The 20,345-nt window shown below is 66.0% G+C and carries 17 protein-coding genes; 5 read left to right on the forward strand and 12 right to left on the reverse strand.

Going from position 1 to position 20,345, the window contains the following annotated elements; all coding sequences use genetic code 11:
- On the forward strand, window positions 1–123 hold a 123-nt coding region (locus Q8Q80_RS07905; protein WP_305632406.1), incomplete at its 5' end, for a transposase.
- Between the two features lie 564 nt (window positions 124–687).
- On the opposite strand, the gene Q8Q80_RS07910 is transcribed toward Q8Q80_RS07905, so the two are convergent.
- The gene (locus Q8Q80_RS07910; protein ID WP_305632387.1) at window positions 688–1,860 is read right to left on the reverse strand and encodes a DUF2863 family protein; all 1,173 of its coding nucleotides are present in this window, start codon (window positions 1,858–1,860) and stop codon (window positions 688–690) included.
- A 91-nt stretch (window positions 1,861–1,951) separates the two neighbouring features.
- Between Q8Q80_RS07910 and Q8Q80_RS07915 the strand changes: the two genes are divergently transcribed.
- The 3 genes from Q8Q80_RS07915 to Q8Q80_RS07925 are packed head-to-tail and all read left to right on the forward strand — an operon-like array spanning window position 1,952 to window position 5,475.
- Window positions 1,952–3,082, forward strand: coding sequence for a M14-type cytosolic carboxypeptidase (locus Q8Q80_RS07915; protein WP_305632388.1), 1,131 nt, complete (start codon window positions 1,952–1,954; stop codon window positions 3,080–3,082).
- Between the two features lie 52 nt (window positions 3,083–3,134).
- Window positions 3,135–4,457: a UDP-glucose/GDP-mannose dehydrogenase family protein gene (locus tag Q8Q80_RS07920; protein ID WP_305632389.1), complete on the forward strand. Its 1,323-nt coding sequence runs from the start codon at window positions 3,135–3,137 to the stop codon at window positions 4,455–4,457.
- 10 nt (window positions 4,458–4,467) lie between these two features.
- Complete coding sequence (locus tag Q8Q80_RS07925; protein WP_305632390.1) at window positions 4,468–5,475, forward strand: NAD-dependent epimerase; 1,008 nt, start codon at window positions 4,468–4,470, stop codon at window positions 5,473–5,475.
- Window positions 5,476–5,485: 10 nt separating this feature from the next.
- On the opposite strand, the gene Q8Q80_RS07930 is transcribed toward Q8Q80_RS07925, so the two are convergent.
- From Q8Q80_RS07930 to Q8Q80_RS19805, 5 genes are all read right to left on the reverse strand, one after another.
- A complete protein-coding gene (locus tag Q8Q80_RS07930; protein ID WP_305632391.1) occupies window positions 5,486–6,262 on the reverse strand; it encodes an energy transducer TonB in 777 nt (258 codons plus the stop codon).
- Window positions 6,263–6,476: 214 nt separating this feature from the next.
- The gene (locus Q8Q80_RS07935; protein ID WP_305632392.1) at window positions 6,477–7,487 is read right to left on the reverse strand and encodes a quinone-dependent dihydroorotate dehydrogenase; all 1,011 of its coding nucleotides are present in this window, start codon (window positions 7,485–7,487) and stop codon (window positions 6,477–6,479) included.
- Between the two features lie 73 nt (window positions 7,488–7,560).
- Window positions 7,561–8,310, reverse strand: coding sequence for an arginyltransferase (locus Q8Q80_RS07940; RefSeq protein WP_305632393.1), 750 nt, complete (start codon window positions 8,308–8,310; stop codon window positions 7,561–7,563).
- Window positions 8,311–8,324: 14 nt separating this feature from the next.
- Window positions 8,325–9,032 (reverse strand): leucyl/phenylalanyl-tRNA--protein transferase, encoded by a 708-nt coding sequence (aat, locus tag Q8Q80_RS07945; protein ID WP_305632394.1) that lies wholly within the window; start codon window positions 9,030–9,032, stop codon window positions 8,325–8,327.
- Window positions 9,029–10,114, reverse strand: coding sequence for an ABC transporter ATP-binding protein (locus Q8Q80_RS19805; protein ID WP_371132722.1), 1,086 nt, complete (start codon window positions 10,112–10,114; stop codon window positions 9,029–9,031). Before Q8Q80_RS19805 ends, aat begins: the two co-directional genes overlap by 4 nt.
- A 143-nt stretch (window positions 10,115–10,257) precedes the next feature.
- Here Q8Q80_RS19805 and Q8Q80_RS07960 point away from each other — a divergent pair, with 143 nt between their 5' ends.
- On the forward strand, window positions 10,258–11,895 hold the full coding sequence (locus Q8Q80_RS07960) for an iron ABC transporter permease (protein WP_305632395.1): 1,638 nt from the start codon (window positions 10,258–10,260) through the stop codon (window positions 11,893–11,895).
- 625 nt (window positions 11,896–12,520) lie between these two features.
- On the opposite strand, the gene Q8Q80_RS07965 is transcribed toward Q8Q80_RS07960, so the two are convergent.
- The 6 genes from Q8Q80_RS07965 to dapD form a co-directional block, all read right to left on the reverse strand.
- On the reverse strand, window positions 12,521–12,970 hold the full coding sequence (locus Q8Q80_RS07965) for a response regulator (protein ID WP_305632396.1): 450 nt from the start codon (window positions 12,968–12,970) through the stop codon (window positions 12,521–12,523).
- Window positions 12,971–12,986: 16 nt separating this feature from the next.
- Complete coding sequence (locus Q8Q80_RS07970; RefSeq protein WP_305632397.1) at window positions 12,987–15,905, reverse strand: PAS domain-containing protein; 2,919 nt, start codon at window positions 15,903–15,905, stop codon at window positions 12,987–12,989.
- Window positions 15,905–16,801, reverse strand: coding sequence for a 50S ribosomal protein L3 N(5)-glutamine methyltransferase (prmB, locus tag Q8Q80_RS07975; RefSeq protein WP_305632398.1), 897 nt, complete (start codon window positions 16,799–16,801; stop codon window positions 15,905–15,907). Before prmB ends, Q8Q80_RS07970 begins: the two co-directional genes overlap by 1 nt.
- Window positions 16,802–16,809: 8 nt before the next feature.
- Window positions 16,810–17,961, reverse strand: a complete 1,152-nt coding sequence (dapE, locus tag Q8Q80_RS07980; protein ID WP_305632399.1) for a succinyl-diaminopimelate desuccinylase — start codon at window positions 17,959–17,961, stop codon at window positions 16,810–16,812.
- 35 nt (window positions 17,962–17,996) lie between these two features.
- On the reverse strand, window positions 17,997–19,178 hold the full coding sequence (locus tag Q8Q80_RS07985; RefSeq protein ID WP_305632400.1) for a PilT/PilU family type 4a pilus ATPase: 1,182 nt from the start codon (window positions 19,176–19,178) through the stop codon (window positions 17,997–17,999).
- A 259-nt stretch (window positions 19,179–19,437) separates the two neighbouring features.
- Window positions 19,438–20,256 carry a 2,3,4,5-tetrahydropyridine-2,6-dicarboxylate N-succinyltransferase gene (gene dapD, locus Q8Q80_RS07990; protein WP_305632401.1) on the reverse strand — a complete coding sequence of 273 codons (819 nt, stop codon included), beginning with the start codon at window positions 20,254–20,256 and terminating at the stop codon, window positions 19,438–19,440.
- Window positions 20,257–20,345 lie beyond the last annotated feature (89 nt).

Here is a 20,345-nt window from a genome sequence, read left to right on the forward strand (position 1 = left end):
CTGGTCGAGCGCTTCTTCAACCGCATCAAGCAATTCAGACGCATCGCCACGCGATACGACAAACTCGCTCAGTCCTTCCTGTCCTTCGTTCATCTCGCTTGCGCATTCGTCTGGTTGGCATAATTGAGAACAGACCCTAGAGCTTTTCCGGAACTCGACGAAGGACGTGACCGTCGTCACCTTCGACGAGTTGCTCGAAAAGCTCAAAGAAATCCAGCGGGTGTTCTCGGCCTCGGATGAAATCGCGCCAGCGATGCTCGATGCCAACGTTCCGTTCTGAGTCGGCTGCATACATCACGTCGCGTTACTGCGTGTCCTCGGGGACTGGGGCCTTGGCTGCGATCTGACGGCCCGTTGGGCGTGGTAAAGCCCTCTGCCCGGCGTAATGCGAACTGTCCGCAGCATTCCCGGCGCTGCCCCCGCCGCGCGTTCGAACGCGCTCATCAGATCGGGAACCTTGGCTTATGGCGGATTTTTCGCCTTCGCGAACGACGAGAGCAAGTCCGGAATCGTAGCTTCTTTGTTCCTGCTGACTCACGGAACGGCGGCGAGCGATGGCATGGCAAAGGTGCGCCGGCGGGCGACCTCGGTTTCGAGCGACATGGCTTCAGACGGGAAAGAAAGGGTACGACCGGGGTGGCGATGACCACCCCATCGGGGCAGGCACCGCCATCAATGCAAGGGCGTTCAATGCAGGTGCGAAGGTGCCTGTTCGCCGTCTTCCGGCAGACCGGCGTGCACCGGCTGGCCGTCGGCATCGGCGTACATCGGGGCGCCGCAGTCGTCGCAGTACTCCATGGGCATGCGGTGGTCGAGCACAAGGATGTCGGTCACCCCGCAGCTGCGCAGCACGCCTTCGATCTCGCCGACGATGTCGCTTTCCTCGTCCTCTGCACCGAGCAGTGCCCACACCACGCCATGCACGACTTCGGTCGACTCGCCGACGGTGAAACTGATGCGGTATTCCTCGAGCTGCTGGTCGTGGAAGGGCGCAATGATGGCGCGCAATCCGCTCGCCTTCATGTTCAGCGCGCCTTCGAGGAACGACACCGAGGCGTGCAGCGAATAGGCACGCGAGGCACGATCGGCGTCGCGGCAGGCGGTATGGAAGGCATTCGGCGCGAGCAGTTCGAAGGCGCAGCCCTGCATCATCGGTGCCAGTGCCGCAGCGCCCTGGGTCTGCCACTGCTTGACCGCATCTTCGCGCGCACCGTCGGCTTCCTGCCAGCGGAACAGCGCCGCGCCGCGCGGTGCAATCGCGATACCGATCAGGTAGCGGGTGTCGGACAGGAAGCTGCTGGTTTCACCCATCGATTCGGTTTCGAGTTTCAGGTCGGTACCGGCGAGCGCCGCTTCGCCCAGATCGTCGCTCAGGTCGCGCGCTTCGACATAGCCGCGCGGCAGTTGATCGGGGCTGAACAGGTAATCAGCCAGTGCGATCTTTGCGTGTGCACTCATCACGTGAGCACCGAGCTGGGTGCGCAGCGTCTCGAGCAGAGGCGCGGCGATCGGACCGGCCGGAATGGAAAAGCGCGACCACGCAAGCAGCGGGGCGGTGAACACGACCGCGTCCCAGTCCTGCGCAGTCTTGCCGGGCAGGCCGCATTCGACGCCGGCCTCGATCGCGTCGGCCAGTTCGTCATAGGCGGCCGGATTGTCCTTCCACAGATGATCGAGCGCGCCACTGAGCGTTTCTTCGTTGCGGTCGGCCAGCAGGCGGGCCACCAGTTCGGTCAGTCGCGACTCCCAATAGCGGTCTTCGACACGACTGGCAGACAACGCCAGTCCGTCGGCGAGACGGGTGAGCTGGGCGGCGTCCTGGCCAAGGCCGCCACGGCGGGAAAATCGGGTGCGTTTCATATCGGGGTCCGGAAGCTGAGCGCGGATTCTACCAAGCCGGGCCGGCGAGCCGGCCGGTATACTCGTCCGCGGATCACTTTGGAGCGCACTCTTGATCAGAATAAGCAGCCAGTTCGACAGCGGCGCCATCGAGGTCGTCGATGCATCGAACCCTTCGAATATCCGACTCCGGCTGCGCGACGACAATGCGGCCGACGTCCGTCAGTGGTTTCACTTCCGCCTGCAGGGCGCGCGCGCGCAGGTCTGCACGCTGGTGTTCGAGAATGCCGGGCAGGCCACCTTTCCAGGCGGTTGGGAGGGCTACCGCGTGGTGGCGTCCTACGACCGGCGCAACTGGTTCCGCCTGCAGTCAGGCCATTACGACGGCCAGCACTATGTATTCAGCCTGACGCCGGATTTCGACAGCGTCTATTTCGCCTACTTCGAACCCTTCCCGTGGGAACGCCACCTCGACCTGCTCGGCACCGCAGATGCCTCGCCGGTGGCCACGGTCAGCGACCTCGGCGCCACACCGGACGGGCGCGACCTGAATCTGATCACGATCGGCCGTGCGGCGCCCGGCAAGCGCAGGATCTGGGTCATTGCCCGGCAACATCCGGGTGAAACCATGGCGGAGTTTTTCGTCGAAGGGCTGCTGGATCGGCTGTACGACACGTCCGACCCGGTGTCGCGCCGGCTGTTGGAGCGCGCCTGCTTCTTCGTCGTGCCGAACATGAATCCGGACGGTTCGGTGCGCGGCAATCTGCGCACCAACGCGCGCGGCGTCAACCTGAACCGTGCCTGGCGCGAGCCGGACATGGCCGACAGCCCGGAAGTAGCGCTGGTCAGGGCGCGCATGCTGGCAACCGGTGTAGACGTATTCCTCGACATCCACGGCGACGAGACACTACCGTTCGTCTTTATCGACGGCAACGGTATGGTGCCGGGCTTCACCGATGCACACGCCCGGACCGAACTGCGTTTTTCGGACACCTTGCGTGCGGTGACGCCGGACTTCCAGACCGAGCGGGGTTATGCGCCGGATCGCTTCAGCGACGACATGCTGACGCTGGCTTCGAAATGGGTGTTTGACCAGTTCGGGTGCCTGTCGCTGACGCTCGAAATGCCGTTCAAGGACAACGCCAACCTGCCGGACGGGCTGTTCGGCTGGTCCGCGGCGCGCAGCAGGCGGCTGGGCGAAGCGACGTTGCAGGCGCTGCTGGCCGCGCTCGACGCCGAATGACCGCGTCACCTGTTGATTTGCAAACGATTTTATTTTTTGCCGGATGTCCTGAATGAAAATCACCGTAATCGGCACCGGCTACGTGGGCCTTGTGTCCGGGGCCTGCATGGCCGAGATGGGCAACGACGTGCTGTGCCTGGACCTTGATCCGGAGAAGATCCGCATCCTGAAAGAGGGTGGCATTCCGATCCATGAGCCGGGGCTCGATGCGGTGGTGGCGCGAAACGTGGAAGCCGGGCGTCTGCACTTCACGACCGACGTGGCCGAGGCAGTGCGCTTCGGCACGATCCAGTTCATCGCCGTGGGCACGCCGCCGGACGAAGACGGCTCGGCCGACCTGCAGTACGTGCTGGCGGCGGCGCGCAACATCGGCCGGCTGATGACCGACTACAAGGTGGTGGTCGACAAGAGCACGGTGCCGGTGGGCACGGCCGACAAGGTCAAGGCGGCGATCGCCGACGAGTTGGGCAAGCGCGGCCAGGACATGGAATTCGCCGTGGTGTCCAACCCGGAGTTCCTGAAGGAAGGTGCTGCGGTGGAAGACTTCATGCGGCCGGACCGCATCGTCGTCGGCGCCGACGACGATCGCGCGATTCATCTGATGCGCGCGCTGTACGCGCCGTTCCAGCGCAACCGCGACAAGCTGGTGGTGATGGACGTGCGCAGCGCCGAACTGACCAAGTACGCGGCCAACGCGATGCTGGCCACGCGGATCAGCTTCATGAACGAGCTGGCGCTGCTGGCCGACCGCATGGGCGCGGACATCGAAATGGTGCGCCAGGGCATCGGCAGTGACCCGCGCATCGGCTACCACTTCCTGTACGCCGGCTGCGGCTACGGCGGCAGCTGCTTCCCGAAGGACGTGAAGGCGCTGATCCGCACTGCGCGTGATGCGGGTCAGGACCTGAAGGTGCTGCAGGCGGTCGAAGACGCCAACGATGCGCAGAAGATGGTGCTGGTCGACAAGATCGTCGCGAGATTCGGCGAAGACCTGTCGGGTCGTCGCTTCGCGCTGTGGGGCCTGGCGTTCAAGCCGAACACCGACGACATGCGCGAAGCACCGAGCCGGGTGATCATCGGCGAGCTGTTCAGTCGGGGTGCCACGGTGACCGCGTACGACCCGGTCGCGATGACGGAGACACAGCGCATTTACGGTGATGAGCCGCGGCTGACCTACGCCGACAAGCCGATGGACGCGCTGGAAGGGGCTGACGCGCTGGTGATCGTGACCGAGTGGAAGGAATTCCGCAGCCCGGATTTCGAACGGATCCGCACGATGCTCAAGCAGCCGGTGATCTTCGACGGGCGCAATCTGTACGAACCGGACGTGCCGCGCAGCTTCGGCATCGAGTACTCGGCGATCGGCAGGCCGTGAGCGCACGCTGATGAAAGTCCTTCTGACCGGCGCAGCCGGTTTCATCGGCATGCATGTCGCGCAGCGCCTGCTCGAACGCGGCGACGAGGTGGTCGGGCTGGACAACCTGAACGACTACTACGACGTGCGGCTGAAGGAAGCCCGGCTGGCGCGGCTGACGCCGCATCCGGCGTTCCGCTTCGTGAAGATGGGCGTCGAGGACCGCCCGGGCATGGCAGCACTGTTCGCGGCGGAGGGCTTCGATCGCGTCGTGCATCTGGCCGCCCAGGCCGGCGTGCGCTATTCGCTGCAGAATCCGGATGCCTACATCGACGCCAACATCGTCGGCTTCATGAACGTGCTCGAAGGTTGTCGGCACGCCGGCGTCGCGCATCTGGTCTATGCCAGCAGTTCCAGCGTCTATGGCGGCAACGAGAAGATGCCGTTTTCGGAAGCCGACAGCGTCGATCACCCGGTCAGCCTGTATGCCGCGACCAAGAAGGCCAACGAGCTGATGGCGCACACCTACAGCCACCTGTACGGCCTGCCGACGACCGGACTGCGCTTCTTCACGGTGTACGGGCCGTGGGGCCGCCCGGACATGGCGCTGTTTTTGTTCACCCGCGCCATTCTCGAAGGCCGGCCGATTGATGTGTTCAATCACGGACGGATGCAGCGCGACTTCACGTACGTCGACGATATCGCCGAAGGGGTCATCCGCACGCTTGACCACACCGCCGAAGCGGATCCGTCATTCGATCCGCTGGCGCCGCATCCGGGCCATTCACGTGCGCCTTACCGGGTGTTCAACATCGGCAATCAGGGGCCGGTGCTGCTGATGGATTTCATCGCAGCCATCGAGGAGGCGACCGGTGTCACGGCGCAGAAGAATCTGCTGCCGATGCAGCCGGGCGATGTACCGGCGACCTATGCCGACGTGTCGGAACTGACCGAGTGGACCGGCTTCATGCCGGGCACACCGATCGGCGAAGGCGTGGCGCGCTTCGTGCGCTGGTATCGCGACTACTACCGGGTTTGAGGCTGCACCGTCACTTGAGGCTGTAGTCGACCGGCAGCACGATGCTGAAGGGCTCGCGCGACAGCCGGCCGAGCAGTGCCGGCAGCTCGAGCTTGCGCCCGGCGGCGAGGGCGGCGTCGTCCAGCAACTTCTGTCCGCTGCTTTCCGCGACCGTGACGTCCGTCAGCTCGCCGTTCGCAAAAACGAACTTCAGCTTGAGCTTGCCCTGGATGTTGCGCATCTGTGCGACACGCGGATAGACCTTGTTCGCTTCGAAGGCACGCGACAGATCGCGCCCGAATCCGCTTATCAGCGCATCCAGATTTTCGACCGGCGCGGCCGGAACGGGCGGCACCGCAACCGGTGGCGGCGGAGCCGGGGGCGCAGGAGGCGGTGGCGGCACGTCGATAGGCGGCAGCGGCGCCGGCTCGGGCTGCACGGGCACCACGCGCTCCTCGGGCGCTGCCGGGGCCTGCGGCGCGGCGAGCACTGGCGGTGGCGGCTGGCGCGGCAGCTCCTTCGGCGGCTTGGGGAGCGGCTTTGGCGGCGGTGGCGGTGGGGGCGGCGGCACGACCACTACCGGCGGTGGGGGGGGCGGAGGAGGCGGGGGCGGCTCGACCATGCGCACATCGACCCGGACTTCCTCGACATCGGGCGGTTCGGGGGTGTAGCGCGACGCCTGCCACACGACATACGCATGAAACAGGACGGACAGGACCAGCGCCGCAATCCAGAACGGTGAGCGCAGGCCGGAAAAATCCCGGAAATAGGCGATGTAGGGCGGGCGAAGAAGCGAGTCTGGATTCATCTGTTGCGTGCAGACAGGGCCCGGGCGTGTCGAAAGCGTCGAACTGCGAGGCAGCCGCGGACTTTACTTCAATTGGCCGCGCTTGTGATGCGCTCGCATCCGTGCGCGGCGGACCGTCGGCGTGCCGCAGAGGGCGACTGGATGTGGGCTGGAGCTGCCGGACGACACGGATCGCGAACGCCGCGCTCGGGAAAAACTCCCGGTTGTGATGGCGTCAGCGCAGCGCTGCCGCCGCCTCGGCCACCAGTGCCGGACCGCGATAGATCAGGCCGCTGTAGAGCTGTACCAGCTGCGCGCCGGCGTCGATTTTTTCGCGCGCATGGTGGCCTTCGGTGATGCCGCCGACGCCGATCAGCGCCACGCGGCCGGCCAGCCGCTGCGACAGTGCGGCCAGCACGGCAGTGGAGCGGCTGCGTACCGGCGCGCCGGACAGGCCGCCGGTTTCCGCACCGTGCGGCAGCGTTTCGACGCCTTCTCGCGACAGCGTGGTATTGGTCGCGATCAGTGCGTCGATGTGGTGGCGCACCGCGGCATCGGCGATGGCATCAATCTGCGCCTCGTCGAGGTCGGGCGCGATCTTCAGCGCCAGTGGCACGCGCCGGCCGGCCCCGGCATCCAGTGTCTTCCGCTCGGTGTCGAGCGCGCCGAGCAGCGCGTTCAATTCGTCACTGCCTTGCAGCTGGCGCAGATTTTTCGTGTTGGGGCTGGAAATGTTGACCGTGATGTAGCTCGCGTGGGCGTGCGCGCCGCGCAGGCCGATCAGGTAGTCATCGACGGCACGCTCGATCGGCGTGTCGGCGTTCTTGCCGATGTTGATGCCGAGGATGCCGCCGTCGCGCACGTAGCGCGACCGTTCGACATTGGCGATCAGTACGTCCAGCCCGAGGTTGTTGAAGCCCATGCGATTGATGATGCCCTGCGCAGCCGGCAGTCGGAACATGCGCGGCTTGGGGTTGCCCGGCTGCGGGCGCGGCGTGATCGTTCCGATTTCGATGAAGCCGAAACCGAGCCGGGCGAGCCCGTCGATCGCGGCGCCGTTCTTGTCCAGCCCGGCGGCCAGTCCGACCGGATTCGGAAAGGTCAGGCCCATGCACTGCACCGGCCGGGCCGGCAGGTGCTGCGCCGGAATCAGCGAAGGTGCGCGCGCGAGCGTGCCCAGCGTCAGGTCGTGGGCGCGTTCGGCGTCGAGTGAAAACAGCAGCGGCCGCAGCAGCGGATAAAGCATGGGAAAAATCCGGAAAACAGGCGCAGGAAATGGACGCCGTAAGTGGAAGCGGACGGCAATCCAGCGGCCGTCCTTATTCGGGAGAGAGGTCGTCGAGCAGGCGCCAGTTGCCGTTCACGCGACCTTCGAGCGGCTGGAAACGCGACTTGTAGGCCATCTTCGGGCTGTCTTCTATCCAGTAGCCGAGATAGAGGTAGCTCAAGCCGAGCAGGCGTGCCAGATCGATCTGCCACAGGATGTTGAAGGTGCCGTAGCTGGCGCCCGGCACATCGGGGTCGTAATAGGTGTACACCGATGACAGGCCGTCATCGAGGATGTCGACGATGCTGACGATGCGCAGCGGGCCATCGGTGGCATGACCTTCGCGGAATTCGATCAGCCGCGTATCGACGTGGCTCTGCAGCAGGAAGTGCGAATACTGTTCGCGCGAATCCTGATCCATGCCGCCGCCGCTGTGCCGGCTCGACTGGTAGCGCTGGTAAAGGTCGTAGTGTTCGTCGCGGAAGGCGAGTGGCGCTTCGCGCGTTTGCAGGTTTGCGTGATGGGTCAGTGCGCGGCGCTGGCTGCGCGTGGACCTGAATTCATTCACCCGCACGCGCACTGGCGTGCAGGCGCGGCAGGCGTCGCAGTAGGGGCGGTAGGTGAACACGCCGCTGCGCCGGAATCCGGTCCGCACCAGATCGCTGTAGAGGTGGGCATCGATCAGGTTCGACGGTGTCGCCACCTGCGAGCGCGCGGTGCGCCCCGGCAGGTACGAGCAGGCGTACGGTGCCGTGGCGTAGAACTGCAGCGAGGTGAATGGAAGGTCCTTGAGAAGCGCCATCGCGTCGAACGGATTCAGGTACGGAAGTAAGGTGTAATCAGGTCAGTCGGCCAGCGTCCGGGCTTCGGCCCGTCAGCGATGCACTGTGCCATGACGCGGCAGAATTCGCGCCGCGGTATTTCACGACCACCCATGCTGCCCAGGTGGCCGGTGTTCATCTGGCAGTCGATCAGCCCGAACCCCCGCGTTTCAAGATAGCGCGCCAGATGAACGAGCGCAATCTTGGACGCGTCGCGCTCGGTCGAGAACATCGATTCGCCGTAGAACATGCGGCCGATCGCCATGCCGTACAGCCCGCCGGCCAGCCGGCCGTCGATCCAGGTTTCGACACTGTGCGCGTAGCCGCGCTCGTGCAGTGCGGTGTAGGCCTCGATCATTTCGTCGCTGATCCAGGTGCCGGCCTGCCCGTCGCGCGGCGCGGCGCACGCATGCATGACCGCCTCGAACGCGCTGTCGCACCGCACCTCATACGGCCGGTTGCGCAACACCTTGAGCATCGAGCGTGTGATGCGGATTTCGGACGGCGCCAGCACCATGCGCGGATCCGGACTCCACCACAACACGGGCTGGCCTTCGGAAAACCACGGAAAAATGCCCCGGCGGTAGGCGTCCAGTATGCGGTCCGGCGTCAGTTCGAGGCCGGCGGCGAGCAGTCCGTCGGGTTCGCGCAGCGCCCGTTCGACCGGCGGAAACGGGGCGCCGGGTTCGAGCCAGGGGATCACGGATGGTCCGTGGCCGTTTCCGGGTGACGGAAGGCGACCACGTGGTCGGCGTCGAGCCGGATGCCGATGAATTCGCCGATCGCGTGGTTGTGGTGCGACGGCACCAGCGACAGCACCCGCCGGCCCGACGCCAGCCGCAGGGTGTACAGGAACTCCGCGCCGCGGAAGGATTTTGCGAGCACCTCGGCGCGCAGCAGTGCAGCGTCGTCATGCACCAGATCGTCCGGTCGCAGCAGCACATCGACCTGACTGTCGGCCATGCAGCGCGGGCAATCGTCTTCGCAGGCGAACGGAAACTCGCTGCGCAGGATGCCCAGTTCCAGTTCCACCTCGTTGTCGCTGCGCAGCCGGCCGGGCAGGAATACGCCCTGGCCGACGAAATCGGCCACGAAGCGGCTTTCCGGCCGGTGATAGAGGTTGTAGGCGCTGTCCCATTGCTGGAGGCGGCCGGCCTGCATCACGCCGATTTCGTCGGCGATCACGAACGCTTCCTGCTGGTCGTGCGTGACGAGAATCGCGGTGATGCCGCGTTCCTTCAGGATGTCGCGCAGTTCGATGGCCAGGCGGGAACGCAGCTCGACATCCAGGCTCGAGAACGGCTCGTCCAGCAGCAGCAGTTCCGGGTCAGGCGCCAGCGCGCGCGCCAGCGCCACGCGCTGCTGCTGGCCACCCGACAGCTGGTGCGGAAACTTGTCCGCGTGATCCGCCAGCCCGACCACCGCCAGCATCTCTTCTGCGCGTGCGCGCCGCGCGGCACGCGAACCTTCGGTCAGACCGAAGGCGACGTTGTCGGCCACGCTCAGATGCGGGAACAGTGCAAAGTCCTGGAACACCATGCCGACACGCCTGCGTTCGGGCGCGCGATGGGTGCTGGCCGACGACACGATTTCGCCGTTGATCGCGATGGTTCCGCCCTGCAGCGGCTCGAAGCCGGCGATGGCGCGCAGCACCGAGGTCTTGCCGCAGCCGGACGGACCGAGCAGGCAACCGATGCGGCCGCGCGCCAGACTCAGCGAAAGGTCGTGTACTACTCCGGTATGGCCGTAGGCGATCCGGACGGAATCAAGCACTAGTTGTGGCATGGCATCGCAGTCTGAATGCCGTCACGCGGAAAAACCCGCTTCCGGCCGATATCGATAATAGCTCTCAATTATAATGCCGCGAATCCGCTCCCGGCGCATCGTCTGTTCCGGGAGTGCCCCCTGCACGCACAACACACCGCCCCTTGCACCTGCGTCGCCTCTCTCTGCTGTCGCTGATCGCACTGCTGCTTGCGCTGCTCGTGGCGGCGCCGGTCATTTCGGTGCTGGTCAACCTGCTGCACGGCGGTACCTCCGATACCTGGGCGCATCTGGCCTCGACGGTGCTGCCGGAATACGTCGCCAGTACCCTCTGGCTGTGTCTGTGGGTCGGTCTGGGTACCGCGCTGATCGGGGTGTCGACCGCCTGGGCCAGCGTGATGTGGGAGTTTCCGGGCCGGCGCGTGCTGGATTGGGCGCTGGTGCTGCCGCTGGCCACCCCCGCCTACGTGATGGCCTATACCTACACCGACCTTCTGCAGTTCGTCGGCCCGGTGCAGACCGCGCTGCGCGACACCTTCGGCTGGGAACGCGGCGACTACTGGTTTCCCGATGTCCGCACGACCGGCGGCGCCGCCTGCATGTTCATTGCGGTGCTCTACCCCTATGTCTATCTGCTGACCCGGCAATCGCTGCTCGAACGGGCAGCCGGCCTGACCGAAGCCGCGCGCATGCTGGGGCAGGGCGCCTGGGCGGCGTTCTTCCGCGTGTCGCTGCCGCTGGCGCGCCCGGCCATCGTGGCCGGCGTGTCGCTGGCGCTGATGGAAACGCTGGCCGATTACGGCGCGGTGAGCTATTTCGGCGTGCAGACCTTCACCACCGGCATCTACCGTGCCTGGTTTTCGCTCGGCGATCGTGTCGCCGCGGCCCAGCTGGCCGCAGTGCTGCTGGGTTTCGTCGCCACGCTGTTGCTGGTAGAGCGGCTCACGCGCGGCGCAGCGCGCTTCAATGACAGCGGTCGTGCCGGCGCCAGTGCCCGTCGCCACACGCTGGGCCGGGGTGCCGGCTGGCTGGTCACCGGGTTGTGCCTTTTGCCGCTGGCTGCCGGATTCATCGTGCCGGCCGGTGTGCTGCTGAGCTGGGCGATGTCCGAAGGGGATGCGCAGTTCGGTCAGCGCTTCATCCGTCTCGCGGCGAACAGTTTCACGCTGGCCGCCGTCGCCAGCGTCCTGGCCGTGGCGCTGGCGCTGCTGCTGGCCTATGCCGCGCGCAGCAGCCGCTCGCGCATGGTCGCGCTGGCGCGTTCGGTGGTCGGCCTCGGCTACGCCGTGCCGGGTGCGGTGATCGCGGTCGGCATCCTGATTCCGGTCACCCGGCTCGATCATGTGCTGTCCGGGCTGTGGCTGCAGTGGACCGGCAGCAACCCGGGCCTGCTGCTGACCGGCGGCGTCGGTGCGCTGATCTATGCCTATCTGGCGCGCTTCCTGACCGTGTCGCTGCAGTCGGTCGAATCCGGTCTGGCGCGCATCACGCCCAGCATGGACGAGGCGGCGCGCAGCCTCGGGCTGGGCGCCGGTGCCACACTGCGCCGCGTGCACTGGCCGATGTTGCGCGGCAGCCTGCTGACCGCCGCGCTGCTGGTGTTCGTCGATGTGATGAAGGAACTGCCGGCCACGCTGGTCATGCGTCCGTTCAACTTCGATACCCTGGCCACCCAGGCCTACACGCTGGCCAGCGACGAACGGTTGCAGGAAGCCTCGACGGCGGCGCTGACCATCGTCGCGGTCGGATTGCTGCCGGTGATCATGCTGTCACGACAGATCGCGCGCTCGCGCCGGGCGTGAAGCCTTGTGTCCGGCCGTGCAGGGCGAGCTGCTAAGGCCCGTCACGAAAGCCGTATCAGTGCTTGCCCTTCCAGGAGCGGACCCTGTCCGCGATAGGCACCTTGATCACGCGAAGTCACGTGATCGGAGACCTGGATCGCCTGCAGGGGCGGAACGGGGGTTTCGGCGAGCACGGCTCGCCGCCCGTGGAGCCGGTCGGCCATGCAGGGCCGACCGTGGGACGGCTCCTGCGAAAACCGCGATGGTGTTGCCGTTCGTAGGAGCGGACCCTGTCCGCGATCCGCGCGTTGATCACGCGGCGTCGCGTCATCGGAGACCGGCATCGCCTGCGGGGCAGGCTCCTACGAACACCGCGACGGCTTGCCCTTCGCAGGAGCGGACCCTGTCCGCGATACGCGCGTTGCTCATGCACCATCACGTTTTCGAAGACCGGAATCGCCTGCGGGGGCGGAGCGGGGGTTTCGGCGAGCACGGCTCGCCGCCCGTGGAGCCGGTCGGCCATGCAGGGCCGACCGTGGGACGGCTCCTGCGAAAACCGCGACGGTGTTGCCGTTCGCAGGAGCGGACCCTGTCGCGATGCGGTCGCTGACGAACGCTGACGCGAATTCCGTCTCTGGAATGCGCGTCAGTTTCCGGGTGGATCGACTGGTTCGTTCAGCACCAGCCAGTACAGGCCGAGCTGGCCGACGGCATAGATGAACTTTTCGAAATCCACCGGCTTGCGGATGTAGCTGTTGGCGCCGAGCTGGTAGGCCTCGTAGATGTCCTGCTGCTCGCGCGAGGTGGTCAGGATGACGACCGGGAGCAGGTTGGTGCGGGCATCGGCGCGTACGCGGCGCAGCACTTCGAGACCGTCGACGCGGGGCAGTTTCAGGTCCAGCAACACGACGGCCGGTGCCACGGAAAGGTCACGGCCCGCGTGGCTGCCGGTGCCGAAAAGATAGTCGAGCGCCTCGACACCGTCGCGTGCCACGATGACTTCGTTGGCGATGCGGTTCTTGTTGAACGCCCGCAGCGTCAGCGCTTCATCGTCGGGATTGTCTTCAACCAGCAGTATCGGGCGTTCGCTTGCCATAAGAACCAGTCCAAGGTCATCCGTTTCCGGTCGGAACGGACTCGAGCGTGAAATAAAAGCATGCCCCGCGTTCGACTTCCGCTTCAGCCCATATCCGTCCCCCGTGCCGATGGACCACACGATGCACGATCGCAAGCCCGATCCCGCTGCCGGTGAAGTCGCCGACTGAATGCAGACGCTGGAACGGCCCGAAAAGCTTGGATGCGTATCGCATGTCGAATCCTGCGCCGTCATCTTTTACAAAATACACGAGCTCCCGATCGCGCTGCAAGCTGCCGACTTCGATGCGTGCAGTGTCGTGGCGAGCGGTGAATTTCCATGCGTTACGCAACAAATTATCCATTGCGATACGCAGCAGATTCGCATCAGCATACACGCGCATCGACGGCTGGATGAGGAATTCTGCCCGTCGTTGAGGTTCGCCACGCGTCAGCTCTGCGGCAATGTCACGCGCCAGTGCACTGACGTCGACGCTCTGCCGGTTCATTTCATTGCGGGTGATGCGTGCCAGGCCGAGCAGATCGTCGATCAGCCGGTGCATGCGCTGGGTGGCGGCGCGGATACGCTGCAGATAGTCGCGGCCGCGGTCGTCGAGTTTTTCGGCATAGTCTTCCTCGATCATGCGCGAAAAGCCGTCGATGCCCCGTAGTGGCGCGGCCAGATCGTGCGAGATCGAGTAGCTGAAGCTTTCCAGCTCGCGCATGGCGGTCAGCAGTTCTGCCGTGCGTTCGCGCACGCGGGTTTCCAGGCGCTGGTTCAGTGCGACCACGCTGCGTTCGGCATCTTTCTGCGCGCGGATGTCGAGTCCGGTGCCGAGCAGGTGCGGCAGGCCGTCCAGGTCGATGCGGTACAGGCTGAAGGCGTGGGCACGCGGTTCGCCGTCGGCCGCCAGCAGGTCGGCTTCGAAACTGGCGTCGCGCTGGATCAGTGCCCGGCGCGCCTGGCGCTTCAGCAGGCGGTGGCTTTCGGGCGGAAACAGCTCAAGCGTTGTCTTGTCGAGCAGGTCCGCCGCCGATAGACCGGTGATGGCCTGCAGGTTCTCGTTCCATCGGCGCAGCGTGCCCGTTGCGTCGAGCAGGAAGAAGGCGCCGGGCATGCTGCGCACCAGCGCGGCCGAGAAATTCTCCTCGCGCCGCGCCGCATCCAGGGCGCGCCGACGGGCCGTGTCGTCGGAAAAGATCCAGATCGTCTCGCCACCGGCCTGGACATCGTGGTCGAGCTGTCGCACCGAAATGTAGGCATGCAGTGCGCTGCCGTCGCTGCGGCGCAGGACGGATTCCTGGGCGTGCGGCGACGGGGCGCTGGATGCGGCGCCGTGCAGCAGGGCGTCGAGATCGTCTTCGTCGTGGAAGAAGCGGCCAACGGTTTTGCCGATCAGTTCATCGCGCCGGTAGGCGAAAATCTCTTCGCAGCGGCGATTGCAGTCGGCGATGCGACCGTTGCGCGCGTACACGATGGCGACCGGCACGTCGTCGAGCAGCGCCTGCTTTTCGGCGGCCAGTGCGCGCGTGGCCTGTTCGGCACGCTTGCGTTCGGTAATGTCGGTGATCGACCCCGAGAAGCGCAGCACCTTCCCCTTGTCGCTGCGCGTCGCCAGACCGCGGTCGCGCACCCACAGGTAGTGACCCGCCTCGTGCCGCATGCGGTATTCGATGTCGAATGACTCGCGCCGCAGGAAGTGTTCGTCGATCGCATGTTCGAGCCGCGACAAGTCGTCCGGATGCACCCTTTCCAGCAGCTGTTCGTGGGTTTGCGGCTGCAGCGACTGCTGCATGCCGAGCAGCTCGCTCAGCCGCGGCGACAGGAAGTATCGGCCGGCGCCGATGTCCCAGTCCCATGCGCCATCGAATGAGCCACGTACCGCGTGGAACAGCCGCGCCTCGCTTTCGCGCAGCGAATCGAGGGTCATGCGCTCGCGCGTCACGTCTTCGAGCGTGCCGGACAGGCGCACCGCCTTGCCTGTCGTGTCGTGGCTGACCACCGCGCGCAGGCGGAACCAGCGATAGGTGCCGTCGCGGGCGCGCAGGCGGATCGGGTCGTCGCTGCGTTCGATCTCGCGCTCAACGAGGCGCTCGCGCGCCCGGCGAACGATGATCGCATCATCGGGATGGGTTGCGGTGGTCCAGTTGAACTGCTGGCCGAAGCCGTCGTCCTCGTCGTAGCCGAGCAGCGATGGAAAGCGTGCGCTGTACCACATGTCGCCGGTGTCGAGCTGCCACTCCCACTCCGCTTCGTCGTGCGACAGCGCCAGCCGTTCAAGCCGTGCCCGTTGCGCGGTGAGGCGGTCGCGCTCCCGTTCGAGCGTCTGGCCGGCTGCTGCCAGCGCTGCGTCCAGCGGTGCCAGCGCATCGTCGGCGGGCAGCGCGGCGACGGCCCGCGGTGTGCCGGCCGCCAGTGCGTGAGTCGCCGAGGCCAGTGCATTCACCGAATGCGCAAGCCGGCGCTCCATCATCAGGCGCGCGCCCCGGATGACCAGAAGGCACAGCGCGCCGAGGGCGGCCGCGGTCAGCAGGAGGGCGAGCAGCGGTGAGTGGGCGCCGGTCTGCTGCGCGCCGATCGACAGCCAGCCAAGCTGTACTGTTTTGTGCCGCAGCGGCCCGTCGGCCCGGATCAGCACGCCCTCGTCGGCGGAACCCGGATTGCCGATGCGCAGGAGAATGCCACCTTGATCATCGCTGATGGTCGCGTCGGTGATGACACCGCGTTCGATCGGACCGCGCAGCAGCTGCTCGATCTCGCCTGTGCGCTGCGCCGTCAGAAGCCGGGCGATTTCGGGGGCGAGTTCGCTGTGCAGCGTGCCGACGTCGCTGCGCGACGACAGTGCGGCCAGGCCGAGTGCCAGCAGCACGACGAAACCCGCCAGCGCGATCAGGCGCCACAGCGCGCCCGGCGTGCGGCCGGGCGGCTTGACTGGAGGCGTCGGCAGGCCGGACATCAGCCGAGGTCTTCGGCCCGCAGCAGGAACACCGGTGCGCTGGCCGATGGCGTGTCGAGCCAGACCAGAGGCAGGTCGGGCAGCGCCTGTTCGGTTTCGGCCTGGTTGCGGCCGACCTCGACCAGCAGCAGGCCGCCCGGATTCAGGTGCGCGCGCGCGTCGGCGACGATGCGCCGCACGATGTCCATGCCGTCTGCACCGGCGCCAAGCGCCATCGCGGGTTCGCGCAGGAATTCGTCGGGCAGCGCGGCCATCGCGGCGTCGGTCACATAGGGTGGGTTGGACAGGATGAGGTCGTAGCGCCGCCCCTTGAGCGGGGCGAACAGATCGCCGTGCAGCAGTGCCACCCGGTCTGCGAGACCGTGCTCCGCGACATTCAATGCGGCTACTTCGAGCGCATCGGCCGACAGATCGACGGCATCGACCTGCGCCTCCGGGAAGTAATGCGCCGCGGCGATAGCCAGGCAGCCCGAGCCGGTGCACAGGTCGAGCACATGGCCGGGACCGTCGCCCATGTCGTCCAGCCAGGGCTCGAAGCCGTCCTGCATCAGTTCGAAGATGTGCGAACGCGGAATGATGACCCGCGGGTCGACCTTGAAGCGCAGCGGGCCCAGCCAGGCTTCGCCGGTGATGTAGGCGGCCGGTTCGCGGTCGGTGACGCGGCGGTCGAGCACCTGCGCGATCGCCCGGCATTCGGCGCCGCTCAGATGCGCGTCGAGGAAGGGCTCCAGCCGGTCGAGCGGCAGGTGCAGCGTGTGCAGCACGAGGTAGGCGGCTTCGTCATAGGCATCGACAAAGCCCTGGCCGAAGGCGACATCGGCCGCGCGCATGCGGCTGACCGCGTAGCGCAGCCAGTCGCGCACGGTGTTCAGTTCGGGGGGGGCGGTGACAGTCATGGCAGGTTTCAGTGACCGATCAGTCGGTCGAGCAGGGTGAGATGGATGCGTGACAGCGGTTCGAGGTCGGCCACTGCAACGGCTTCATTCAGTTTATGGATGGTCGCATTGCAGGGGCCGATTTCAAGCACCTGCGAGCAGATATCGGCGATGAATCGTCCGTCCGACGTGCCGCCGGTGGTCGACAGCGTCGCCTCGACACCGGTGACCTCGCGGATCGCTGCGCGTGCCGCATCCACCAGGGTGCCGGCTGGCGTCAGATAAGGCAGGCCACCGAGTGTCCAGGCGATGTCGTGGTCGACCCGGTGGCGATCCAGCACGTCGGTCAGGCGCGCCTGCAGCGACGCCGGTGTGCTGGCGGTCGAGAAGCGGAAGTTGAAGCGCGCCTCCAGCGTGCCGGGAATCATGTTGCCCGCGCCCGTGCCGGCGCTGATGTTCGACATCTGCCAGCTGGTGGGCGGAAAGTGCGCGTTGCCGTCGTCCCAGCGCATGGCCGCCAGTTCGGCCAGTGCCGGGCCGAATGCATGGATCGGGTTGCGCGCCAGCTGCGGGTAGGCAATGTGGCCCTGCACGCCGCGCACCGTCAGCACGCCCGACAGCGAACCGCGCCGGCCATTCTTCACCATGTCGCCCAGCCGGTCGACCGAGGTCGGCTCGCCGACCACGCACCAGTCGAGTCGCTCACCGCGGGCTGCCAGTGTGCGCACGACATGCGCCGACCCGTGCAGCGCTTCGCCTTCTTCGTCCGACGTGAGCAGGAAGGCGATCGAGCCGGCGTGCTGCGGCTGTCGGGCGACGAAGCTTTCCGTCGCGGTCACGAACGCTGCCAGAGAGGCTTTCATGTCGGCGGCACCGCGCCCGATCAGCAGACCGTCACGGACGACCGGTACGAACGGATCGCTGTGCCACTGATCGAGCGGGCCGGTCGGCACGACGTCGGTGTGGCCGGCAAAGCAGAACACCGGCGCCTCCGCGCCGCGGCGCGCCCACAGATTCGACACGCCGCCGGCGTCCATGCGTTCGAGCCTGAAGCCCATGGCGGCAAGCCGCGCACCGATCAGGTCGAGACAGCCAGCGTCGTCCGGCGTGATGGATGGCCGGGCGATCAGCTGCTTCGTCAGCGCGAGGGTGTCGGCTGCGAGAGCGGCCACCTCAGTCATCGGCGACGCCCGGGCTGGCCGGCCGCCGCAACCGCTCACCGACCGCCATCTTCCAGATTGAGCGAAAACTCGGCGAACGAGGCGCCGCCGGGCACCGTGGTTTCAAGATCGGGTTCGTCCGCTTTCGGTGCGTCGTTCCTGGGGGGCTCGTTCACGCCGAACTGCGAATTGTTGATCAGCCACGACAGGTTGGTCGGCGAGTCGGAATTCGACAGCGCCTCGTCGAGCGTGATTTCGCCTTCGCGGTACAGCCGGAACAGGTCCTGCTCGAAGGTCTGCGAGCCGGGCGCCATGCTGCGTTCCATCGCTTCCTTCACGCTGTTGACCTCACCGCGGTCGATCAGCTCGGAAATGTGGCGCGTGTTGAGCAGGATTTCCACCGCCGGCATGCGCCGGCCGTCCGGCTTGCGAACCAGCCGCTGCGACACGATGGCCTTGAGCGTGACCGCCAGATCGAGGAACAGCAACTGCCGGCTTTCCAGCGGGAAGAAATTGACGATGCGGTTCAGCGCATGGTGCGCGTTGTTCGCGTGCAGCGTGGCCAGGCACAGATGGCCGGTCTGCGCGTAGGCCAGTGCGGCCTGCATCGTTTCCAGATCGCGGATTTCGCCGATCAGGATGCAGTCCGGCGCCTGGCGCATGGCGTTCTTCAGCGCCGGCGCCCAGCCTTCGGTGTCCATGCCGATCTCGCGCTGATTGACGATCGACTTCTTGTGCTTGAACAGGTATTCGATCGGGTCTTCGACCGTCAGGATGTGACCGGACTTGTGCTGGTTGCGGTGATCGATCATCGCCGCCATCGTGGTCGACTTGCCGGAGCCGGTCGAACCGACCACCAGCACCAGGCCGCGCTTTTCCATGATGACTTCGGACAGCACCGGGGGCAGGCCGAGCGTGTCGAGCGGTGGGATGTCGCCCAGGATGTAGCGCACCACCATCGCGATGCTGCCGCGCTGCCAGAACATGTTGACCCGGAAATTGCCGAGGTCGCGCCGGCCGAACGACAGATTCAGTTCGCGTGTCTTCTCGAAACGCTCTTGCTGCTCCGGCGTGAGCATTTCGTATGCCATGCGCTGGATGGTTTCCGGATCCATCACGCGCTGGTTGATCGGCACCGTCGTGCCCTGGATCTTGATCGCGATCGGCGCGCCGGCCGACACGAAGATGTCGGAGGCATTCTTGTCCGCCATCACCTGGAACAGCTTGTCTAGGATCATGTTGCCTCCGGTTGCCATCGATGCGCCGCGCAGCGATGGCGCTGCGGTATTTTGGCGCGCTTCACGAGATCATGCATCCCAATTTGTGCCGCCGTCCTGAACTGGCCGCTTGCCCTCACCCCCGGCCCCTCTCCCGCTGATGCGGGAGAGGGGAGAGAAACGAGATGCGGCGCACCTCTTCCCTCTCCCGCATCAGCGGGAGAGGGTGGCGCGCAGCGCCGGGTGAGGGTCACGCGGTCAAGACGAGCGACACCGCCGATCAGGCGCGCAGCAATTCGTTGATGCTGGTCTTGGCACGCGTCTGCGCATCGACCCGCTTGACGATGACCGCGCAGTAAAGACTGTACTTGCCATCGGCGGACGGCAGGTTGCCGCTGACCACCACCGAGCCTTCGGGCACGCGGCCGTACGTCACCTCGCCAGTCGCGCGGTCGTAGATCTTGGTGCTCTGGCCGATGTAGACGCCCATCGAAATGACGCTGTTGTCCTCGACGATGACGCCTTCGACCACTTCCGAGCGGGCGCCGATGAAGCAGTTGTCGCCGATGATGGTCGGGTTGGCCTGCACCGGTTCCAGCACGCCGCCGATGCCCACACCGCCGGACAGATGCACGTTCTTGCCGATCTGGGCGCACGAACCGACCGTGGCCCAGGTGTCGACCATGGTGCCTTCGCCGACATACGCGCCGATGTTCACGTAAGAGGGCATCAGCACCACGTTCTTCGAAATGAAGGCGCCGCGGCGCACGCTGGCCGGCGGCACCACGCGGAAGCCACCGGCACGGAAGGCCGCTTCGTCGAAGCCGGCGAACTTCATCGGCACCTTGTCGTAATAACGGGTTTCGCCGCCTTCGCTGACCGTGTTGTCCTGCAGGCGGAAAGACAGCAGCACCGCCTTCTTGATCCACTGGTGGGTCACCCAGTCGCCGTCGATGCGCTCGGCGACGCGCAGTGCACCGCTGTCGAGTTGCGAAAGGACGAATTCAACCGCTTCGCACAGTTCGGCCGGTGCATTGCCGGGCGAGTACTGGGTGCGGTTTTCAAAGGCGGTTTCGATGATCTGTTGAGCAGCCTGCATATCGGGTGTCCCGTAATAAAGCGTTGAAATGGAAGAAAAAAGATACTGAATGGGTGGCCGGCGCGATGGACCGGAACAATCGGACCGGA

It is taken from the genome of Methyloversatilis sp. (assembly GCF_030698125.1).
Taxonomy (GTDB): Bacteria; Pseudomonadota; Gammaproteobacteria; order Burkholderiales; family Rhodocyclaceae; genus Methyloversatilis.